Raw genomic sequence first — 21,073 nt, 5'->3', positions numbered from 1 at the left:
CTCATCCGAAGAATCAGATAAACTCCGCTCGACTTGCATGTATTAGGCACGCCGCCAGCGTTCGTCCTGAGCCAGGATCAAACTCTCCATAAAAGTTTATAGATCGTTTCATTTAAGCTCATTCATCAACACTTGCGTGTTTGTTTGTGCGTCTTCCGAACCGAAGTCCGAATTCTGCGTCCTTACCACTCGTTGTTCAGTTTTCAAAGGACCATCATTCGCTTGTTTCGAACTCGTTTTTCGCGTCCGTCAGAAGCGACTTGAATAATATATCACGGGCGACAAGGAGAGTCAACCCTTTTACTAAAGGTTTATTCTTCCATTAAAGAACCACCCATTGAACTGCCGCAAGCAAGGCCAACCCAGGCAGACCCAACAACCCGACAAGAGCGACGGTACCCCCGTTTATCGGGATATGAAAGTCGTACGACGCACCGAACCAGTTTGTCGCATAAAGCAGCAGAGCAGCGGCAGCAACCGCCAGCCCCGCCTTCATGAGCAGCTGTCGAGACTCGCGGTTGCGCATCAGCACGAGAACCAGTATCAGAAACGAGCATACCAGCACGCTCCACACTATCCAGCGCATGGCCCCATCCTCCTCACCCGGCGTAAAAGGCGTGATCCTGCCAGTCCAGTTTTTTGGCTTGCCGAAGGAGCATGTCGTACTTCTTCTCCGCCGCCGCCATCGCGAACACAGCGTAATCAATCTCCTCCGCTACCCCGACCCAGTTCAGGCGTTCACTCGCGATGACCCACTGCTCATGAGCGCGACGAATGTCCTCCAGCAGGATCCGTTTTTCAGCCGACAGCTGATTCGCAGCGATTGCTTCGCTCCTTCTCCCCCACACCCGCATGTCCATCCCTCCTACTCTTGGTACCACTAGATATAGTCAGGACGAGACGTTTTTAGAACAGGCCTTCTCCTTTTCACCTTCTCACGAAGCTCTTATCGCTTTCCTTTCTCTTCCTAATAAAAAAGCTCCGGCCCGCGAGCGAAACCGCATCGCAGACCAGAGCCGTGGTTCTATAGTTCCCGTCGTCCCTCAAGAGCCTTCGTAAGTGTTACCTCATCGGCATACTCCAGGTCCCCGCCCACGGGCAGGCCATGTGCGATTCGAGTCACCTTGAGTCCGAAGGGCTTCACCAATCGAGACAAATACATGGCGGTCGCTTCCCCCTCGATGTTGGGGTTGGTCGCCAAAATCAGCTCTTGGACTCGCTCATCGCTCAGCCGCTTGAGAAGGTCCGCGATGTAGATCTCGTCCGGGCCAATGCCTTCCATCGGTGAGATTGCCCCGTGGAGGACGTGATAATAGCCGTTAAACTCCTTCGTGCGCTCCATTGCCACCTGATCCTTCGGTTCCTGCACCACGCAGATCACGGAAGCATCCCGGCTCTTGTCCTGACAGATCCGGCACGGATCTACATCGGTAATGTTGCAACATACGGAACAATAATGGAGGTTCCGCTTTACATTGATCAGCGCCTTGGCAAAATCGGTGACGTCTTCTTCTTTCATCCTCAGCACCTGAAAGGCGAGCCGTCCCGCCGTCTTCGGTCCGATGCCGGGCAATCGGGAGAACGCATCAATCAGCTTGGCGATCGGTTCGGGATAATACACCGTCTATGCCCTCATTTCATTTTTTGCCTCATAACAGAAGGCGGGCGGGTCGGCGCACTTGGCACCTTCCCGCCGCTTCCGTTCGGCTTGCTCGCAAAATCCATTATCAACTGCCTTGAGACTTCGCTTAGAACAAGCCGGGGATTTTCATGCCGCCGGTGAACTTGTTCATGTCCTTGTTCGCCATTTCGTCGACTTGGCTCAATGCTTCGTTGACTGCGGTGATCACAAGATCCTGCAGCATTTCCACGTCATCCGGATCCACTGCTTCCGGTTTGATGGCGATGCTTAACACCTTTTTGTGGCCGTTCACGGCTACCGTAACTACGCCGCCGCCTGCCGAAGCTTCCACCGTCTTCGAGCCGAGCTCTTCTTGGGCCTTCAGCATTTGTTCCTGCATCTTTTTCACTTGCTTCATCATTTGATTCATATTGTTCATTGCCGCACATCTCCTGTTCTTCTTCTAGGTTTACTCTTCCTTGATCTTGACGAGGTCGGGGCCGAACAGGCGCAGTGCCTCGGTAACGACTTTGGCTTGCGGTCTGGGTTCTTCCGGCTCCAGCTGCAGGATCTCGGCCGGGGCCTCCTGGGCTCCCTCGTCCGCTTCCTTCCATTCCTTCATCATCACCGTCGCGAGATGAGCCGGATGTCCGAGAATGTCAGACATGGTCTGCTCGATCAACTGCTTGTTAGCGGGCTTCTCCGTCGTCTCCCGGTGAATGGGGCTCTTGAAAGCAAGCAAAACCGTATCCTCATCGTACCCTACCGGCTCACCATCGATCAACCAGGCATGGACGGTAATTTTTCGTTCCTTCACCATCGCAAGCACCTGGCTCCACTTGGACAGCACCTGCTTCAGAAGCTCGGATTGCCGAGAGGCCAGGAACCCGTCCAGCTTGATGCGCTTCCTCGCGCCCCCGGATGTTCCTGGGGACGGGGTGCGCACCGCAGAGGACAGGATCGGGGCGCTTGGGCCGGAGCCAGCCGAGGCTGTCCCCGCCGCCCCCGTCGTCCCTTCCTGACGCAGCTTAGCAAGCTGCTGCTCCAGCTGGGCTACTCGGCGCACAAGCTCCCTTAGTTCTTCGGGGGCTGCTGTCCCCGCGCCCGAACGGGCTTCACTGGAACCCGCTCCTGCATGCGCTTCGGCCGGAGCCGTGCACAGCTTCATGAGCGCGACCTCGAACAAGGTCTGCGGTTGGGCCGAGTATTTCATCTCCGTTTGGTAGTGGTTCAACGTCTCGATCACGCGGAACAGCTCCTCGGAAGGAAATCCTTCCGCGACCTGACGAAACTCCTCTACATGCAGGATCCGGTCGGTGACCGCTTCGGAATTCGGAACCATGCGAATGAGCAGCAGATCCCGGAAGTACACGAGCAGGCTCTCCATACACTTGTCCGCACTCTTGCCTTCCTGGGCCAGTCCCTCCACGAGCTCCAGGCAACGTGCGACATCGCGCTCCAGAACAGCCCTTGCCAGACGGCCAAACTGTTCAGAGGACACGCCTCCGGTTATGGAGACTACCGCTTGATAAGTAATGCGCTCGTCACTGAACGAGGAAATCTGATCGAGCAGACTGATCGCATCCCGCATGCCGCCTTCCGACAGCTTGGCGATGTACCGAAGTGCGTCCCGATCGGCGGTAAAGCCCTCTTCCCGGCTGATTTGCTCCAGCCAATCCGTCTGTTCATCAGCGGATACCCGGCGAAAATCAAACCGCTGGCACCGCGACAGAATCGTGGCGGGCAGCTTATGCGGTTCCGTGGTGGCCAGGATGAACATCACGTGCTCCGGCGGCTCCTCCAGCGTCTTCAAAAGGGCGTTGAAGGCTTCCGTCGTGAGCATGTGCACCTCGTCAATGATGTACACCTTGCGACGAACCTCTGTTGGGGAATATTTAACCTTATCCCGAAGGTCCCGGATCTCGTCCACTCCGCGATTGGAAGCGGCGTCGATCTCCAGCACGTCGATTACCGAGCCTTCCGCAATGCGTTTGCAGGCATCGCAAGCGTTGCAGGGCTCAACGGCTGGCCCCCGCTCGCAGTTAACCGCCTTGGCCAGAATTCTCGCCAGGGTCGTCTTCCCGGTTCCGCGAGGACCGTTGAACAGATAGGCATGGCTGATTCGGTTTTCCCGCAGGGCATTTTGCAAGGTGCGCACAACATGCCCCTGCCCGACCACATCGGCGAACGCCTGCGGCCGCCAGCTTCTATATAATGCAATATGCGCCATAGCTCCCTCTTTCTCAGCTCCCCGAACGGGGTAGAATGATTCCTTTCATTATACTATAGTTTGGGGCTTCTCGAAACCGCCTCCCTCTCCTCTGCCAATACGCGAAGGCCTTGCCGGCCATCCCTTCGTACCATGTAAAAAAGCCGCCGCGGCGACTTGGATTCATAAGCGAATAAAAAACCTAGCACCAAGAAGGCACCGGGTTTTCGATAACAACCTATTTAACGTTCCCGACAAGGCAAGCAAACCGTGAAGGTTGTCCCAAAGCCTTTCGTACTCACGCGAATGGCACCGCCCATATCGTGGACAATGCGCTGACAGACCGAGAGACCCAGTCCCGTTCCTTCCGACTTCGTTGTGAAGAAAGGATCAAAAATCTTATCGATAAGAAAATTGGGGATACCCGGTCCCGTATCCCGAATTTCAACTAGAACCAGCTGCTCCTCCGGATCTGTTTTGACCTGAATGGTGAGATTTCCGCCATCCGTCATCGCTTCAATCCCGTTCTTGGATATGTTCAGGAAAACCTGCTTAAGCAGCTCCCGATCCGCAATGACACGAGGGCAATTCTCGGGCGGCTCGTAAAAGACGTTCACATTGTGCAAAATGGCCTCGTTGTGAATAATTGGCACGATTTCCCGAAGCGTGGTGTGAATTTCAACCTCATGGTAGCTGACATTCTTCCGTTTGCCCAGCAGTAAAAATTCACTTACTAGGTCATTGATCCGATCGATCTCCGTCAGCATGATCTCGGTGTACGACTTTTCTTTGGCCATGCTCTTCTCATCAAAGCTGTTGTTCAGCACTTGCAAGAACCCCTTGATGGACGTGAGCGGGTTGCGAATTTCATGAGCGGTTCCCGCCGCAATCTGCCCGACCATGGCAAGCCGGTCGCTGCGTTTGACCTGCTCTTCCAGGGATCGCAGGTTGGTCACATCCTTGAACATGATGTACGCTCCGACCGTATTCCCGTCATAATCCTTGAGGGTGTTGGAATCGAGAAGCAATTCGTAGCGCTCCTCTTCGTTCATCCATGACACGGCATGATTGCGAACAATGACCCCGTCGAGAATGGAACGATCGACGAGTTGGTGCTCGGCGGGCAGGTCCTCGAACAGGCAGTCCACCGCCTTTCCCAGAACGAGATCCCGGTCGAGCCCCAGAATGCGGCAGGCAGTTCCGCTGATATCCACAAGTCGAAAGGATAGATCGATCAGCAAAACCCCGAGGTTGATGTCCCGCATGAAGGCGTCGGCAAATTGCTGCAGCAAATTCAAATTGGCCTGGCGAAGAAGCTCGGGAAAGCTGAATAGAATGTAAGCGCGTTGATCTCGCCCATCCTCCACGTGAAGCCGGCAAACGGAGGTCTCAAACGATTCATTGGCCTTTCCCTTCAGGTGCACCCGGATGTCCCGGTTCCCATCCTCTTCCGATGAGCCCTGCATGCCTTCCGGAACAATCCCCGACTCGAATAACACGGACAAAGGCTTGTCCAGCAAGTCCTCTTGCCTATAGCCGAGACGATCCAGAAAAAGCGGGCAGATCCCCGCGATTCTCATATTCCCATCGCATAGCAAGTAAGCGTGCCTTGGACACTCTGTAGCCCGATTCGTCGTCGAATTGATATTTCGGTGCTGCATACACCAGTTCCGCGGAGATGACAAAAGGAATTACCTCCCCACTGCCTCGGCAAGTAGCATTTTCATGTATTAACATTCTCTGCAAACCAATAATCTCCTTCTGTTAGGTTCGGATTTATCCAAAAGTCACGGTTTGGCGCCACATTGGACGTGCTTTCTCCCCCAAGAACCTAACAAAAAACGCCCTCTGTTCACACAGAGAGCGTTGAAAACTGTCTAATAAAATTGTAGTACCGTGCACCTGTCATCGATCGTTGCGATCCAAGCGGAACATCTTCCGCAAGCTCAGGCTAGGCTGCCCCTCGGCACATGGACACTTCCACTTACGGCTGCTTCCTTCCGGACCTGACCGGGTTCATGGACATCCATTGCGAAGGACCCGGCCGTCAACACTTCCTCGAGACGTCAGACCTTACATCGACAAGACCTTTGACAGGAATTCAACCCCGCTGTAGCGGATTGCGGGTTACAGGGCACCGCTACCTCCCCATCTAGCACGGCAAGGAGTATTATACCGAAATTGAAAGAGATAAGCAAGGACTGGCAGCAATCCCCCGCGCCAACAAAAAACCCCCTCCATTGGGAGGGGGCGTTATCCGTTGCCGGATTAGATTCCGTATTTCTTCTTGAACTTGTCGACGCGACCGCCGGCATCTACGAACTTTTGCTTACCGGTGAAGAACGGGTGGCAAGCCGAGCAGATTTCCACGCGCACGTTTGGCTTAACGGAACCGGACTCGAACGTGTTGCCGCAAGCGCAGGTTACCGTCGTGATTTCATACTTCGGATGAATTCCTTGTTTCATGATTCTTTCACCTCTTTCCGCCCTGGATGTGCATTGGCTCCCCAGAGTATTGGACACATAAAACGATTATAGCACGCTCAAGTTCTGCAATGCAAGGAAAACGTCGACGAGCATGGAGCGAGCGTTATCGAGCCTCTCTGGCCTGCTTGCGCAGCCATCCCTCAGGCGTATGGGTATACGAACCGATCAGCACATCGGGCAGCTCTTCTCGGAAAATGTCCAGCAGCGAGCCCATCCCGAGGATGTCGCCTTGCGCCGGGGGAATGAGCTTCAAATAGCTTTCCGGGTCGATGTTGAGGTTGCGCATCTGGATCAGCTTCACTCCAGAGCGGCGAACCAGCTCCACCATCGCCTCGATCTCTTCCTCCCGATCGGATACACCCGGGAAGATGAGGTAGTTGAGGGACACGAGTACCCCTTTATCGGCAGCATAGCGAATCGACTTCTCGACGTTCTTCAATGTATAGCCGCGCGGACGGTAATACGCGTTGTAATGGCCGTCCAAGGCGCTGATCGTGCTAACGCGCATGAGCTGGAGCCCGGCATCCACAATGCCGCGGATGTGATCGGTTAAGCCCGCGTTCGTGTTGATGTTGATGTAGCCGAGATCCGTCTTTTCCCGCACCGCCTTGATCGCCTTGATGATGAGCGGAGCCTGGGTGGACGGTTCTCCTTCGCAGCCTTGCCCGAAGCTGATGATGCTCTCCGGCGTCTTCAGATGCTCCAGCATGACTTGCGTCACTTCTTCCACTGTCGGACGGAACGTGAGGCGAGTCTGCGGAGAGGGGAACTCGCTGTCGTCCGGCTGCTCGGAAATGCAGCCGAAGCAGCCCGCATTGCAGGAATACGACACCGGGACAGCCCCTTCCAAGCGCTGAAGGAACGTATTCGAGGCCGTCAAGCATTCATAGCCGAGTGCGCAATGTGACAAATGCTCATATAGCCGATTCTCCGGGTACTTCTCCCGGATGAGATGGACGCCTGCATCCAGCTCTTCCGGGTTGCAGTTCAGCGGGTTCCACGGTTCGGGGTCGTCGCAAGGGCGGGCGGCGACATAGAAGCCGCCCTCTTTCCAGACGACCGCCGTATAGCCGAACAGCGGCAGGACAGCGCCGTGTTCGGCCTTCATGTAGCCGGGCAGGAGAAGCCGGGTGAAGCCTTGCGGGAGCAAGGCGCCGACGGCTTGATAATCCCCGGGCAGCGGAAACATGTTCCCGTCCGCATCCATACAGAGCGGACGGGTTCCCGGCAGGCCGACGAGGGTGGCGCCCGCTGGAAGCGGGATCAGCTCCTCGTCGAGCAGTTCCACCGCTTGGTCCGCGCTGCGGGCAAGCGCAAAGTAATCCGGGTGGTCGTAGACACGACCCTCCTGGTCAGCATATACCAGATTCATAACAGTCTCCTTTTATCGGGTGAATCATGTTGTCGACGTTGAGGTTGTGCGGCGGCGGGTCGGGCGAGCCGGTGCTTTGGCTTCGCCGGCCGGCGGATCAGCCGGTACAGGCTCGGCAGGAGCAGACGCGGCAGGTGCCTTCGGCTCAGCCGATGCCAGTTGCGCTTCCTCAGACAAAGCCGCTGTCGCAGCGTTGGTCCGAGAGGAAGCGGCGCTTGCGCCAGTACGCTTGGATGCTCCGGCAGCGCGAGGTTTGCTGGCACGAGGCGTCGCATCGGTGCGCGATGCGGTGCGTGACCGCGTGCCTTTCGCCGGAGCCTCGGCGGCAGGAGCAGGCGAAGAAGCTTCGTCACCAGATGCGGCGCGTTCGGCGCTGGCCGAGTTCGCAACAGGTGCGGTAGATGCTGCCGAGTTCGCGCTTGCGACAGGTGCGGCGGTAGTGTCGGCGCTGGTGGTCGGCGAGGCAGCACGGCGAGGCATAGCAGCTTTGACACCCGCAACAGGTGCAGCGGGAGTGTCGACGCTGGCATTCGTTGCGGCAGCACGGCGAGGCGCAGCGGCTTTGGCAGCCGAAGCCGCATTGGAACGCGGCGAGGTCGCCCTGCCGGTCGTCGCACGGGTCGGGGGAGCAGCAGTCACCGAAGCTTCACTGCTTGCTGCTCTTGGACGGGCAGCGGTTGGCTCCCCTTCCGGTGCTGCACTCGGCTTCATCGGTGCCTGTTCCGCTCCCGGCGTCACGCTCGGGCGCGGTGCGACCGCACGGCTATCCGCTGGCTCGCTCGTACGAGGAGCGGTTGCCCCCAGCCCGGTTGTGCTGCTCGGTCGAGCAGTACTCCCTCCTGCTGCGGTCGTGGAGCTTGGCCGAGACGCACTCGTTCCCGCTCCGGCTGATATACCGGACCGCGGTGTGGCCGAGCCGTTGCTCGGCGCTCCATTCGGTCGGGAGACCATGCCGCTTGGCCCGGTCATACTGCCGGGTTGGGCAGAGCTTCCCCCAACACCGGTCATTGCACTCGGCCGAGGAGCGGCTGCTCCACTGCCCATTGTCCCGTTCGGGCGAGCGGGTGAGGAAGACCCTCCGCTCCCCATTCCCGAATGCTGCCGATAGCCGGCTGTTCCCGAGCTCGCCCCGCCCCCCGGACGAGAGGCAGAGGTTCCGCCGCCATAGGTCGAACCGGTCCGCGGAGCGGAAGAAGCCGCAGTCCCACTGGCCAATCCGGTAGAGCTTGGTCGCGGCGCAGAAGGCGTCTTGCCCACCCCGTCGAGGAATTCCTGATTCGTCTTCGCTTCGCCCAGTCTCTTGAGGAACGATTCGGTCACGTCCGGCGAATCGTTCATCGATTTGCGCAGCATCCAGACCTTATCCAGCTCTTCCTTGGTGAGGAGCATCTCCTCGCGACGCGTTCCGGAACGCCGGATGTCGATCGCGGGGAAGATTCGGCGTTCCGCCAGCTTCCGGTCCAGATGCAGCTCCAGGTTCCCTGTTCCCTTGAATTCTTCATAAATGACATCGTCCATCCGCGAGCCCGTCTCCACAAGCGCCGTCGCCAGAATGGTCAGGCTGCCGCCCTCTTCGATGTTTCGAGCCGCACCAAAGAACCGCTTCGGCCGGTGGAAAGCACCCGGATCGATGCCGCCGGATAGCGTTCGTCCCGTAGGAGGCACAACGAGGTTGTAGGCACGGGCCAGTCGCGTGATGCTGTCGAGCAGGATCACGACATCCTTCCGGTGCTCCACTAGCCTCTGCGCTCTCTCCAGAACCAGCTCCGCCACCTTGATATGATTTTCCGGCAGCTCGTCGAAGGTTGAGGCAACCACCTCTCCTTTGACGGAACGCTGCATGTCGGTGACTTCTTCGGGCCGCTCATCAATGAGCAGGACGAAAAGCTCGATCTCCGGATAGTTGGTCGAGATGCTGTTGGCAATTTCCTTCAGGAGCAGGGTTTTGCCCGCTTTGGGGGGAGCCACGATCAGGCCGCGCTGGCCGAGGCCGACGGGGCTGAGCAAGTCCATGACGCGGGTAGACAGGTGAGTTGGGGTCGTTTCCAGGGTGACTTTTTTCTGCGGATAAAGAGGGGTAAGTGCCGGGAAATGAAGGCGTTCCGCTGCGGTTGACGGCTTTTCGCCGTTGACCGCCTCCACTTGAAGGAGTCCGAAATACCGTTCGTTTTCCTTCGGGGGTCGGCATTTGCCGGAAACCAAATCCCCGGAACGCAAATCAAACTTGCGTATCTGTGAGGAAGAGATGTAGATGTCCTCTGCACTGGGCAAATAATTAAGGGGGCGCAAAAACCCGAAGCCCTCGGAGAGAATTTCGAGCACGCCCTGCATGAACATGAGTCCGCCTTTTTCGGCCTGGGCACGAAGAATGGCAAGGATGAGCTCCTTCTTCTTCATCTGACCGTAATAAGGGATTTGATGCATCTTCGCCAGCTTGTAAAGCTCTGTCAGCTTTAACTCTTCAAGCTGGGATAATTGCATATCCATTCAACCACCACACTTGATGAAATGAGATTCTTCTAAAAGCTTAACCATCCCAAATTCCGCTCAAACCGTCAAACGGCAGACGGAATCAAATTTCCTGTACCTAGAAACAGTCGCGGGCTATTCCCGCCAAATTTCAGCGCCGAGCCCCGTCAAGTTTTCCACGAGGCGATCATAGCCCCGATCGATATACTCGACACCGGTAACCTCGGTAATCCCAGCCCCTGAAGCTACCGTTAACCCGGCAATGACAAGAGCTGCTCCTGCTCGAAGATCCGTCGCCTTCACAGCTGCGGCATGCAGAGCTCCGCCTTCAATGATGGCGGAGCGTCCTTCCAGCTTGATCCGGGCTCCCATTCGGACAAGCTCGGGTACGTACTTAAATCGGCTGGAAAACACATAGTCCGTCAGAATGCTCGTTCCCTTTGCCTGAGTGAGCAAGGTGCACATGGGCGACTGAATATCCGTCGCAAAACCAGGGTAAACAAGGGCTTTGACATCAACGGGATCGTAGCTCTCCGAGCCGATCACCCGAAGCGCTTCATCCCGCTCTTCAATGCGCACGCCCATCTCCAACATCTTGGCCGTGATTGCCTCCAGATGTTTGGGGATAATATTATCGACAAGAACATCTCCGCGCGTCGCAGCAGCGGCTATCATGTAGGTTCCCGCTTGAATCCGGTCGGGGATAATGGAATGCCGGCAACCGTGAAGCGAATCGACGCCCTCGATCCGTATGGTTTCCGTTCCCACGCCAATAATTCGTGCTCCCATGGAATTCAACAGGGTCGCAACATCTATGATTTCAGGCTCCTTGGCCGCATTTTCGATGATGGTGACGCCTTTGGCTCGTGCGGCCGCCAGCATGAGATTGATCGTCGCTCCAACGCTCACGACGTCCATGTATACTTTCGCGCCTCGCAGTTCCTTGGCGCGAATGTGAATCGCTCCGCCTTCGGTGCTCACTTGCGCGCCGAGTGCTTCAAAGCCTTTGATGTGCTGATCGATGGGACGCGGCTCAAAGTTGCAGCCACCCGGCAAGCCGATGACAGCCTCTCCAAAGCGCCCGAGCAAAGCGCCCATTAAATAATAGGAAGCCCGCAGTTTTTTGACATTGCCGTTCGGCATCGCAACCGAGCGAAGGGCAGATGGGTCGATCTTCATTTGATCCCCGGTACGCTCGACAACAGCACCGAACTCCGTCAGGATTTCCGAGTAAATGGCCACATCGCTTAAATCCGGCAGGTTGTCCAGAATGACGGTCGATTCGGCCAGGATTGCGGCCGGGACCAGCGCAACGGCGCTATTTTTGGCTCCGCTGATCGTCACGGTTCCCCGAAGCGGTCTGCCTCCTGCAATCATCAACTTATCCATACGGCGTAAGCAGCCTCCTGCAAAAAAAGGAAATGAAGGAAAAAACATCGGAGACCGATGTTTTTTCCTTGGTGTTTGTGTAATTGTGCAGCGCAACCGAGGTTACGTCGCAGAAAACATGTAAAGATGACAATTAGGCTTTGCCTACGCTGCCGAATTGGGTCATTTTGGACTTCACAACTTCTACCATCGCGTTGCGAGCTGGAGTCAGGTATTTGCGCGGGTCATAAACCTTCGCGTCCTTGTTCAGCACTTCGCGGATAGCGGCCGTACCGGCCACTTGGTTTTCGGTGTTGACGTTGATCTTGGCAGCGCCAGCCTTGATCGCTGCGCGGAGCATTTCGTCCGGAACACCGGAACCGCCGTGCAGAACGATAGCAGCCGGGATGGCAGCAGCTACCTTCTCGATGATGTCAAAGTGGATCTTCGGTTCGCCGACATATACGCCGTGAGCCGTACCTACCGCGATAGCCAGAGCGTCAACTCCGGTTTCTTCGTAGAAACGGATCGCTTCTTCCGGCTTAGCCAGGCTAGCCAGTTCTGCGTCAACGGAGATGTCGTCCTCGGTACCGCCGATGGTGCCGAGCTCGCCTTCTACGGACACGCCCATCGCGTGAGCAGCCTTAACGATTTCTTTCGTCAGACGGATGTTGTCCTCGAAGGAGTGGTGGGAACCGTCGAACATAACGGAGCTGAAGCCCGCACGGATACATTTCATAGCGACGTCAAAGGAGCTGCCGTGGTCGAGGTGAAGGGCGATCGGAAGTCCGGATTGTTTAGCAGCAGCTTCTGCCAGAGCAACCGTGAATTCGATCCCCATGTATTTCAGGGCGCCTTCGCTGACACCGAAGATGAACGGAGAGTTCAGCTCCGTCCCGGCTTGGGTGATCGCTTGAGCGAACTCCAGGTTGTTCATGTTAAATTGACCTACTGCATACTTGCCTTCTCTTGCCGCCGGCAAGAATTCATTCATCGAAACGAGTGGCATGGTTTTTCCTCCTAGATTGGGATGCGTATCTTTCGTCGTGCGGAAAAGACCACGCGAGTCCCCTCCGCCGCTCATACCTGCCTATTATAGCACAGCCCATCCGTTAGCAAAAGGAACAATCCCGTTCCGACAAGCACAAACGCACTTTTTCAGACACCGACCGGAATTAAAAAAGACCCTGCTCAGGGTCTTTTTTTGCAGCCTCATTTGAAGGAACCTTACACGGTTTGGGAATTTCGCAAGTGATGATGAACAGCCGTTCGCATTTCATCGATATCAAACGGTTTGGTAAAATGCATCAGCGCCCCCATGTCGGTCGCTTCCTTAATCATATCCAGCTCGCCGTATGCGGTCATCATGATCACTTTCATGGCAGGATCGATTTCCTTGATCCGCTTCAAAATGTCGAGCCCGTCCATTCCCGGTATCTTCATATCGAGAAGGACAAGATCCGGGGATTCCTGCACCACGATCTCCAGCGCCAGCTTCCCGTTCGAAGCCTGAAAGGTCTGATAGCCCTCGCTGGAAAAGACTTCGACCAGCAGTACCCTGATTCCATTTTGATCGTCTACGATCAAAATCTTTTTCTTGTCCAAAGGAACCGCCCTCCATATTCGTGGAAATTATTCCTAAAAAAGTACATTCGACGATAAAGGGAGATTCCCTTCCACTCAACCATCAGAAGAGGAATTTTTTTGTGCCAATCATGTGACAGCCCCCCTCTTCAAGAGGGGGGCTGTCAGGTTTGCCGAGCCATCCGTTTGGAAGGAGCTCTTATCAGGCTTGACCAAGCTCGAAGGCTGCCTTCACGAATTCACGGAACAACGGCTGCGGGCGGTTCGGGCGGGACGTAAATTCCGGATGGAATTGAACGGCCAGGAACCACGGGTGATCCTTCAGCTCGACAATCTCCACCAGGCGTCCGTCCGGTGAGGTACCCGAGATCGTGAGCCCTGCTGCTTCGATCTGATCGCGGAACTGGTTGTTAAACTCGTACCGGTGGCGATGACGCTCGTAGACGAGCTCATCGTCGTAGCAGCGCTCCGCAAGCGATCCCGGAGCCAGCTTGCACGGATAGAGGCCCAGGCGCATGGTTCCGCCCAAATCCTCGATGTCCTTTTGCTCCGGCAGAAGGTCGATGACCGGGTACGGCGTAGCCGGATTGATTTCCGAGCTGTTGGCATCCGCCAGGCCGGCCACGTAGCGGGCATGTTCGATAACGGCAACCTGCATGCCGAGGCAAATGCCGAAGAACGGAACCTTCTTCTCACGCGCATACCGGATGGCGATGACCTTGCCCTCGATGCCCCGATCTCCGAAGCCTCCCGGAACCAAGATCCCATGAACGCCGCCGAGCAGCTCGTCCACGTTGTGATCAAACACCTCTTCCGCATTCACCCACCGAATGCGAACGTCGGTGCCCCAGGCAAAACCGGCATGGCTCAGCGCTTCGACAACGCTCAAGTACGCATCATGAAGCGAGACGTATTTGCCCACGATGGCGATCTCCGTCTTGTGCTCCAGCCCCTTGATCCGTCCGACCATCGCTTCCCAGTCGGCCAGCTCAAGCGGCTTCGCGTCCAGCTTCAAGTGGTTCACTACATATTCATCCAGCTTTTGGTCGCGGTACATCATCGGAACTTCATACAGCGTCTCCGCGTCGATCCCTTCGATCACGGCAGCCGGATCGATATCGCAGAACAGAGCAATCTTGCGCTTCATGTCCTCGGTGAGCGGCTTCTCGGTACGGCATACGATGACATTCGGTTGAATGCCGATGCTGCGAAGTTCCTTGACGCTGTGTTGGGTCGGCTTCGTCTTCACTTCACCCGCCGCCTTCAGATACGGGATCAAGGTGACGTGAATGTACATGACATTCTCGCGACCGATGTCACTCTTGATCTGGCGGATCGCTTCCAGGAAGGGCAAGCTCTCGATGTCGCCTACGGTCCCGCCGATTTCGGTGATGACGACGTCTGCTCCCGTCTCACGGCCAGCACGGAATACGCGATCCTTGATCTCGTTCGTGATATGGGGGATGACCTGAACGGTGCCGCCCAAGTATTCGCCGCGCCGCTCCTTGGAAATAACGGACGAATAGACCTTGCCCGTCGTGACGTTGCTGTTCTTCGAAAGGTTGATGTCGATAAACCGCTCGTAGTGACCGAGGTCAAGATCGGTCTCCGCTCCGTCGTCGGTGACGAATACTTCTCCGTGCTGATAGGGACTCATGGTTCCCGGATCGACATTCAGGTACGGATCGAATTTCTGGATGGTGACCTTGAGTCCGCGGTTCTTGAGCAGTCTTCCCAGCGATGCTGCCGTAATCCCTTTGCCGAGCGAGGATACAACCCCACCGGTTACAAAAATATACTTCGTCACAACGTTTGACCCCCTGGTTGATGTAAGCCCTGCGGCTCCTGTGGTGATTCAGCCTTACCTTAAGATTGCTGCAAAACCGGGTGAAAAAAACAAAAAAGTGACACCCGTAGCCACGGGGCACTTTTTATCCGCACTATGCAATTCGAATGTCTTCGATTAGCCCATGCAATAGTTTACCTTGCACCAGGGGGCATGTCAAGAGCCGGGATCGACTCGGTTGCCCTCGCTTCAGGCGAACCCCATCGACCCCGGAAATGGGGACTTAATTCTCTTCGTCCTCTTCCTCTTGTTCGTCTTCGAATTCCTCTTCCTCTTCTTCGTCGGATTCTTCCTCGTCCTCGGATTCTTCCTCTTCCGATTCTCCATCCGGGAAGAATTCTTCCTCTTCCTCTTCGTTCACTTCGTCACGGTCCTCGTCGAAGGAGTCGAAGTCCTCCTCGTCCGCCGTGTAGGTTTCCTCTTCCTCGGGGAACGAATCCTCTTCATCCAGATCGTCATCGTCATCGTTGATGATGCGAGGACGCTTGCCGCCGACCGAATCTTCCGCTTTGTTGTCTACCGGGTACCAGCGCTTCAGGCCCCACAGGTTGTTGCCAACACAGGCAAAGCGGCCGTCAACGTTGATCTCGGTGTACAGCTGGGCGATCACTTCACGGACGTAGTCGTCCGAAAAACCCTTGTATTTAGCAACCTCGGTCATGAGATCCCGATAATAAAACGGCGTGTTGGCCGTCTTCAGGATAAGGAACGCCAGGTCCACCATAGCGGTTTCCTTGGCCTGCTCGGGGGACAGCCGAAGCGGCGGATATGCTTGATTGCTCAAGTTGGAACACACTCCCTCAAACGATTTTCGTTTGTCCGTTGAAACGTCCGGCAGAGCTTCTTTTGGGCCGCTCGCAAAAGAGGGTTCCGGCAAAAAAAGACTTCTACCCAATGTACTCTATAGTAAACCTTATTTCTCCTCAAATTGCAAGCCAGGATGCGCTCGGGGAGAAGCGTGCGGGGAAGTTCCCGATCCAATGGAAAAAAGGCGGGTAGAACCCGCCCTGACTGTATCCTTCCCGGATGGGTTCTCCGGGAATACGCCCCTTGCACCCGACTAGAGGACTCCGAGAACCGATCCTCCCTAGCATCGTATGCTCCCAGGCGCCGGATGGCGCACCCGGCTCCCCATTTCCTTGGAAGAAGGGCGATCTTCTCAGGCGAGGTTCTTCCCCCTCTCATACGATAAACGAAAACTACCGCAAGGGAGAGGATTCCGTATGGGCACTCGTCTCTCCAATGGCATATACCGGACAAACATCTTTGAATCCCCGTTGGTTCCCGTTCCCGATTCCCGGCCCTATCGATCCGGTGCCCCCTCCTTGCCCTGGGGGGTGCGAGAGATCAAAGCTCCCTCCGCCTGGCCCATCTCCACCGGGTCCGGCGTCCGCATTGCGGTCATCGACACCGGGCTGGATTACCGCCACCCCGATCTTCGGCGTGCAGCAGCCGGCGGGATCAACCTGGTAAATCCCGGTCGGGCTCCCTGGGATGACAACGGCCACGGGACTCATATCGCCGGAACCATTGTTGCATCAGGGGATGGCAAAGGCATACACGGGATTGCCCCGGATGCGGAGCTTTATACGGTGAAGGCCTTTGACCGCAACGGCACGGCTTACGTGTCCGATATCGTGCACGGCATCGAATGGTGCATCCGGAACAAGATGCACATCATCAACATGAGCTTTGGGATGAAGACCGCCCCCCGCTCTCTACAGGAAGCAATACGTGCCGCTTACCAGAACGGCATCGTCGTCGTCGCTTCCTCAGGGAACGAAGGGCGGATCGGCGATGTGGATTACCCCGCCCGCTACCGTCATGCAATCGCAGTCGGCGCCACCACGCGCGGGGGGCGGCTCGCCCCCTTCAGCAACCGGGGGCGAAGCATCGACCTCTACGCGCCGGGCGACAAGATCGCCTCTACCTGGGTAGGAGGCGGCTATCGGGAAATGAGCGGCACCTCGATGGCGACCTCTCACGTCTCCGGCGTCATTGCCCTGTTGCTCTCCGCCCGGCCCGGGCTGTCGCCAAATGCCGTCCGCCGCCTTCTCCAGGCCAGCGCAACCCCTGTTACCCGCGGCTCCCTCCGGTTGAAGGCCGGCCAGGCAAATGCCCTGCTAGGCTTGAAGCTGGCCGGGAGCCTAGAAGCGACAACGAAAACCGATTCGGTCGGCAGGCGCTAGCAGGGGCAGCTCCTACCCGTCTCTTTTACAAAGAGGTCTCGCCTGTTGAATCTGCTCGATCGGCCATGTGAATGGAGATACGGTACGTTCCGGCGGCATCCCCCGCCAGCTCGAGACTGTACTCCCATTCGACCGTACCGATTCCTTCTTCCAACTGCACGGCGATCCGGCTCGTCCGGGTTGCGAGCGACAAGAGACCCTGGGCAGTGCGGTAATAGCCGGTGCGAGCCTCCCCGACTGCAAACGCTTGCTCCGACTCCATCTCCCCTTGTCGAACGATGCGAATCTCCTCGGGGCCGATCTTGAGCAGGGTGACGGTATCGCCCATCTCCTCCTGCTCTCGATAACGATAATACGTATTCGCGCCTTTTCGATATAAATCGGCGTCATAGCTCATTACCATGCGTTCCTCGCCGGTGTCATTCACCACGGTAAGGCGTACGCTTCGTTTTCCTTCCATGAAGTCCTCCTTGGGGTAACTCCCTGTCTTTTCTTCAGTGTAGTCGATTCCTCTTCCTCCGGCAAAGGACCTCCATCCTTCCTCTTCCCCGCCTCTTCCCCGCTAAGCAAAAAGACCTCTCGGGAGTTTTTGGTCCTGAGAGGTTTCTTGGTTCAAGCACGAGGACAACCCTTCCCCCATCAGCGAAGGTAGGTTCGGCGGTTCCCTCCTGAATGACGGGGGCCGCTCAAACTGCCTGCCAGCAGGACCACGGCCGTGATCAGGTGAAGAACCATGCCCAGGAAGGGAATCCAGGCCAGACAGGACGTGATGATGCCGAGAATGCTGCCCAGTCCGCTTCTTCGTTCCTGGAGCGAAAACACCAGCACGACGATGTGGAAGAGCAGCATCACGCCAAGCACGCTCCAGCCCGATCCGATCACGATCATCGCCCCGAGAAAGGGGATGCCCAGAATGAGCTCCAGAACGCCGGTTACCCGTCTTAATGTTCTTGAGATTGGCATAAAACGCCTCCTGTTCGTTCACGATATCCTTCTCATTTCTTCCTTCATTTTACCATGAGGGCCAGGCTGTCCTCCAGCCTTTTCCGAGCGGAATCGGTTCCCCCAGGTATACCGACTGCCAACGATCCCCATACTGCTAAGTAACATTCCCACGTGAAAGAGAGGCATCTCCTCATGAGAAGCCCTGCCCGCCCTCCAATGGGAGAAGAATCGCGCTTGTACCGGATTGCCAGAAGAATCAAAAGAGGAGCGGCCTTCCTCCTTTCGCTCGGGATCGTGATGGGTGCGATGCTCCTTATCGCCCTGCTCTACTTGCGCTCCCAGGCGCTGCCCGCCGTTTCCTTCCTTCAAACGTCCATCCTGTACGATGCCGAAGGCGCCCCGCTCGATGCCCTCACATCCGGACAGAATCGCCAGCCGGTCGCGCTGTCAGACATATCACCTTACTTGATCAAGGCGACGATCGACATTGAAGACCGCCGGTTCTATTCGCATCCGGGCATCGATCCCAAAGGGCTCGCCCGCGCCGTCTTCACCAACCTGAAGTCCATGTCCGCCGATCAAGGGGCCAGCACCATCACCCAACAATTGGCGCGAAACCTCTATTTGAGTCATGACCGAACCTGGTCACGCAAATCGAAGGAAGCCATCTATGCCATCCAGTTGGAGCTCCAATATGACAAGGATCAGATCCTCGCGCAGTACCTCAATCAAATCTACTTCGGGCACTCCACCTACGGGGTGCAGGCCGCCGCCCAGATGCTTTACGGCAAAAAGGCGGCGGACCTCACCCTCGCGGAAGCTTCTCTCATGGCCGGCATTCCCAAGGGGCCGCGTTACTATTCTCCCTATCTGAACATGGAGAACGCCAAGAGCCGGCAAAAGCTGGTCCTTGCCGCCATGGTGAAGGCGGGAGACATCACGGCCGACGAAGCGGAGGCCGCTTCCCGCGAGCCGCTTGCCATTCAGCCCCTGCAGAGCGAGGGGCGGAGCGCCGTTGCCCCCTACTTCCGCGACTATGTACGGCGCGTCGTAGAGGAGAAGCTCCAGGTGAGCGAGCCTTATTCCGATTCCGGCGGCCTGCGCATCTACACCACGCTGAATCGGGAGGCGCAGAAGGCGGCGGAGCAAGCCGTTGCCAAGCAGGTCGGAACAACCGGCGACCTGCAGGCAGCCCTCGTCTCCCTCGATCCGCGCACGGGGTACATCAAGGCGATGGTGGGCGGTAAGAATTACGCGGAGAATCAATACAACCGCGTCTTCACCACCACCCGCCAGCCCGGCTCTTCCTTCAAGCCGGTGGTGTATCTGACCGCTCTCGCCCATACGTTCTCCCCCCTCACCACCTACATGGACGAGCCGACCAGCTTTCCCTATGATGACGGGAAGCAGATGTACCACCCGAACAATTACGACAGCAAGTACACTTATGCGCCCATGGACATGAGGCAGGCGGTCGCCAAATCCAACAACATCTACGCCGTTCATACCCTGGTCGACATCGGCGCGGATAACATCATCGCCACCGCCCGCCGGATGGGGATCACGAGCAACCTTGATCCGCTTCCGTCCCTGGCCCTCGGCACCTATCCCGTAAGCCCGTTCGAGATGGCCGCCGCGTTCGCGTCGATTGCGAACCAAGGGGTTCGCACCGAGCCGGTAGCCGTGCTCCGCATTGAGGACAGCTCCGGGCGCGTCCTCTACCGGGCCGAGCCTCAGGAGGTGAAGGTTGCGGAGCCCGCGCAAGCCTACGTGCTAACCAACCTGATGGAGAGCGTCTTCGAGGAGGGCGGCACCGGCTTCCGCGTGTCGGACCTGATGAAGCGGCCCGTGGCCGGCAAGACCGGGACGACGAACACCGACGCGTGGATGGTCGGCTTCACACCGGAGCTGGCTACCGCGGTCTGGGTCGGCTACGACCAGGGGCGCACGATCAGCTCGGCGGAAGCGCACAAGGCCGCGCCCATCTTCGCCGAGTACACGGAGACTGCGCTGGCGGCAGTGCCGCCGAAGCCCTTTGCCGTGCCGGACGGAGTCACGAGCGTCTACGTGGACACGGTGACCCGCAAGCTCGCGAACCAGGGCTGCGCCGACTCGCGGCTGGAGGTGTTCGTGAGCGGCACGGAGCCGAAGGAGTTCTGCTCCGAAGCTCCGGCATTGCCCACCCCCTCCCCCGCGCAGAACAAGGGCTCGTGGTGGCAAGACTTCAAGCGCTGGTGGAGCAGCTAAGCGAAGGCAAGCAGCTATGCGAAGGCAGACCTCGCCGAGGATGCCCGCGCCATGTAAGCAAGCAGCAAAAAGGGACGTCGCCCCAGGCAAGCGAAAGCCTGCAGGAGGTGACGTCCCTTTGTTCATGTCCGGTTTGCACGCTGCCCGGCTAAGCCAGCGCTTGCTTCAGCTCTTCGCCGGAGCGCTCCCACCAAGCAGCATTGAATTCTTGAAGGGTTGCCTTCAGGAGTTCCCTCTCGTCGGCAGTCAGGTTCTCCAGCAGCACCTGGCGTTTCATCGCGCGGTCCATGCGATTGACATGGTCGGCCAGCACCTTCCAGCCGCGGCGGGCTTCGGTGTCGATGAGCATCTCGCAAGAGGTAACGCCTGCGTAATGCCCGCCCTCTTCATTCCGCTCCACCGCCACCCACACGATGATGCAGCGCCGTCCGTTCGGCACTTCGCTCACATCCGAAACAAACTTGATGCCCTTTTCCACCCGGCTTTTGGCATGAAGGGCACCGTTGTCCACGAAGGCCTCCGGGCCGTCTATGATGATCGAGGATACGTTGCTCAGGTCGATGGAGCCCGCTCCGAAGCCTTTATGGGCAGCTTTGCCGCTCACGATATTGAGGGCTAGCTTCTTTTTTTCTGTCGGTTCGCTCAAGCCGTCCACTCCTTTGTAGTGAGAATCTTTCTCTATTGTAGCGGAAGCTCCTCCGCCATTTCCACTCCCCTGCGGCCTCTCTCCTCGCCT

18 protein-coding genes, 1 rRNA gene, 1 other RNA gene and 1 pseudogene are annotated in these 21,073 nt (G+C 57.2%); 2 read left to right on the top strand and 19 right to left on the bottom strand.

The features are described from left to right. From AAFN83_RS11735 to rpoE, 16 genes and pseudogenes are all read right to left on the bottom strand, one after another. Nucleotides 1–93, bottom strand: a 16S ribosomal RNA gene (locus AAFN83_RS11735); the annotation flags it as partial. A gap of 229 nt (nt 94–322) precedes the next feature. Further along, on the bottom strand, nt 323–586 hold the full coding sequence (locus AAFN83_RS11730; protein ID WP_347769467.1) for a pro-sigmaK processing inhibitor BofA family protein: 264 nt from the start codon (nt 584–586) through the stop codon (nt 323–325). A 13-nt stretch (nt 587–599) separates the two neighbouring features. Beyond that, nucleotides 600–854, bottom strand: coding sequence for a DUF2508 family protein (locus AAFN83_RS11725; RefSeq protein WP_347769465.1), 255 nt, complete (start codon nt 852–854; stop codon nt 600–602). 170 nt (nt 855–1,024) lie between these two features. Further along, on the bottom strand, nt 1,025–1,621 hold the full coding sequence (gene recR / locus AAFN83_RS11720; RefSeq protein ID WP_347769463.1) for a recombination mediator RecR: 597 nt from the start codon (nt 1,619–1,621) through the stop codon (nt 1,025–1,027). A 127-nt stretch (nt 1,622–1,748) separates the two neighbouring features. Beyond that, nucleotides 1,749–2,060: a YbaB/EbfC family nucleoid-associated protein gene (locus tag AAFN83_RS11715; RefSeq protein WP_347769461.1), complete on the bottom strand. Its 312-nt coding sequence runs from the start codon at nt 2,058–2,060 to the stop codon at nt 1,749–1,751. A gap of 30 nt (nt 2,061–2,090) precedes the next feature. After that, nucleotides 2,091–3,851 carry a DNA polymerase III subunit gamma/tau gene (gene dnaX / locus AAFN83_RS11710; RefSeq protein ID WP_347769459.1) on the bottom strand — a complete coding sequence of 587 codons (1,761 nt, stop codon included), beginning with the start codon at nt 3,849–3,851 and terminating at the stop codon, nt 2,091–2,093. Between the two features lie 221 nt (nt 3,852–4,072). After that, on the bottom strand, nt 4,073–5,410 hold the full coding sequence (locus tag AAFN83_RS11705) for an ATP-binding protein (RefSeq protein WP_347769457.1): 1,338 nt from the start codon (nt 5,408–5,410) through the stop codon (nt 4,073–4,075). A gap of 314 nt (nt 5,411–5,724) precedes the next feature. Further along, nucleotides 5,725–5,991: signal recognition particle sRNA large type (gene ffs / locus AAFN83_RS11700), an RNA gene on the bottom strand. A gap of 107 nt (nt 5,992–6,098) precedes the next feature. Continuing rightward, nucleotides 6,099–6,296, bottom strand: coding sequence for a 50S ribosomal protein L31 (gene rpmE, locus AAFN83_RS11695; RefSeq protein ID WP_347769455.1), 198 nt, complete (start codon nt 6,294–6,296; stop codon nt 6,099–6,101). Nucleotides 6,297–6,420: 124 nt separating this feature from the next. Beyond that, a complete protein-coding gene (locus AAFN83_RS11690; RefSeq protein WP_347769453.1) occupies nt 6,421–7,689 on the bottom strand; it encodes a radical SAM family protein in 1,269 nt (422 codons plus the stop codon). Nucleotides 7,690–8,948: 1,259 nt separating this feature from the next. After that, nucleotides 8,949–10,176 (bottom strand): annotated as a pseudogene (rho, locus tag AAFN83_RS11685) (transcription termination factor Rho); the annotation flags it as partial. A gap of 117 nt (nt 10,177–10,293) precedes the next feature. Further along, the gene (locus tag AAFN83_RS11680) at nt 10,294–11,547 is read right to left on the bottom strand and encodes a UDP-N-acetylglucosamine 1-carboxyvinyltransferase (RefSeq protein ID WP_347769451.1); all 1,254 of its coding nucleotides are present in this window, start codon (nt 11,545–11,547) and stop codon (nt 10,294–10,296) included. A gap of 133 nt (nt 11,548–11,680) precedes the next feature. Next, entirely contained in the window at nt 11,681–12,535 is an 855-nt protein-coding gene (gene fba, locus AAFN83_RS11675) for a class II fructose-1,6-bisphosphate aldolase (protein ID WP_347769449.1), read from the bottom strand. A 218-nt stretch (nt 12,536–12,753) separates the two neighbouring features. Next, nucleotides 12,754–13,131: a response regulator gene (locus AAFN83_RS11670; RefSeq protein WP_347769448.1), complete on the bottom strand. Its 378-nt coding sequence runs from the start codon at nt 13,129–13,131 to the stop codon at nt 12,754–12,756. A 181-nt stretch (nt 13,132–13,312) separates the two neighbouring features. Further along, entirely contained in the window at nt 13,313–14,917 is a 1,605-nt protein-coding gene (locus tag AAFN83_RS11665; protein WP_347769446.1) for a CTP synthase, read from the bottom strand. A gap of 262 nt (nt 14,918–15,179) precedes the next feature. Next, complete coding sequence (gene rpoE / locus AAFN83_RS11660; protein WP_347769496.1) at nt 15,180–15,680, bottom strand: DNA-directed RNA polymerase subunit delta; 501 nt, start codon at nt 15,678–15,680, stop codon at nt 15,180–15,182. A 499-nt stretch (nt 15,681–16,179) separates the two neighbouring features. On the opposite strand from rpoE, the gene AAFN83_RS11655 reads away from it, so the two are divergent. Beyond that, nucleotides 16,180–17,145 (top strand): S8 family peptidase, encoded by a 966-nt coding sequence (locus AAFN83_RS11655; RefSeq protein ID WP_347769444.1) that lies wholly within the window; start codon nt 16,180–16,182, stop codon nt 17,143–17,145. Nucleotides 17,146–17,170: 25 nt separating this feature from the next. Here AAFN83_RS11655 and AAFN83_RS11650 read toward each other — a convergent pair whose 3' ends face one another. Continuing rightward, complete coding sequence (locus tag AAFN83_RS11650) at nt 17,171–17,605, bottom strand: YwiB family protein (RefSeq protein WP_347769442.1); 435 nt, start codon at nt 17,603–17,605, stop codon at nt 17,171–17,173. A 179-nt stretch (nt 17,606–17,784) separates the two neighbouring features. After that, nucleotides 17,785–18,108, bottom strand: coding sequence for a hypothetical protein (locus tag AAFN83_RS11645; protein ID WP_347769440.1), 324 nt, complete (start codon nt 18,106–18,108; stop codon nt 17,785–17,787). Between the two features lie 174 nt (nt 18,109–18,282). Between AAFN83_RS11645 and AAFN83_RS11640 the strand changes: the two genes are divergently transcribed. Then, nucleotides 18,283–20,337, top strand: coding sequence for a transglycosylase domain-containing protein (locus AAFN83_RS11640; RefSeq protein WP_347769438.1), 2,055 nt, complete (start codon nt 18,283–18,285; stop codon nt 20,335–20,337). A 148-nt stretch (nt 20,338–20,485) separates the two neighbouring features. On the opposite strand, the gene AAFN83_RS11635 is transcribed toward AAFN83_RS11640, so the two are convergent. Further along, a complete protein-coding gene (locus AAFN83_RS11635) occupies nt 20,486–20,992 on the bottom strand; it encodes a YwhD family protein (RefSeq protein ID WP_481810504.1) in 507 nt (168 codons plus the stop codon). Between the last annotated feature and the right edge of the window lie 81 nt (nt 20,993–21,073).

Origin of the sequence: Gorillibacterium sp. CAU 1737 (assembly GCF_039888655.1) — a bacterium.
Lineage (GTDB): Bacteria > Bacillota > Bacilli > Paenibacillales > NBRC-103111 > Gorillibacterium.
This window is presented reverse-complemented; position numbering and strand designations above follow the sequence as displayed.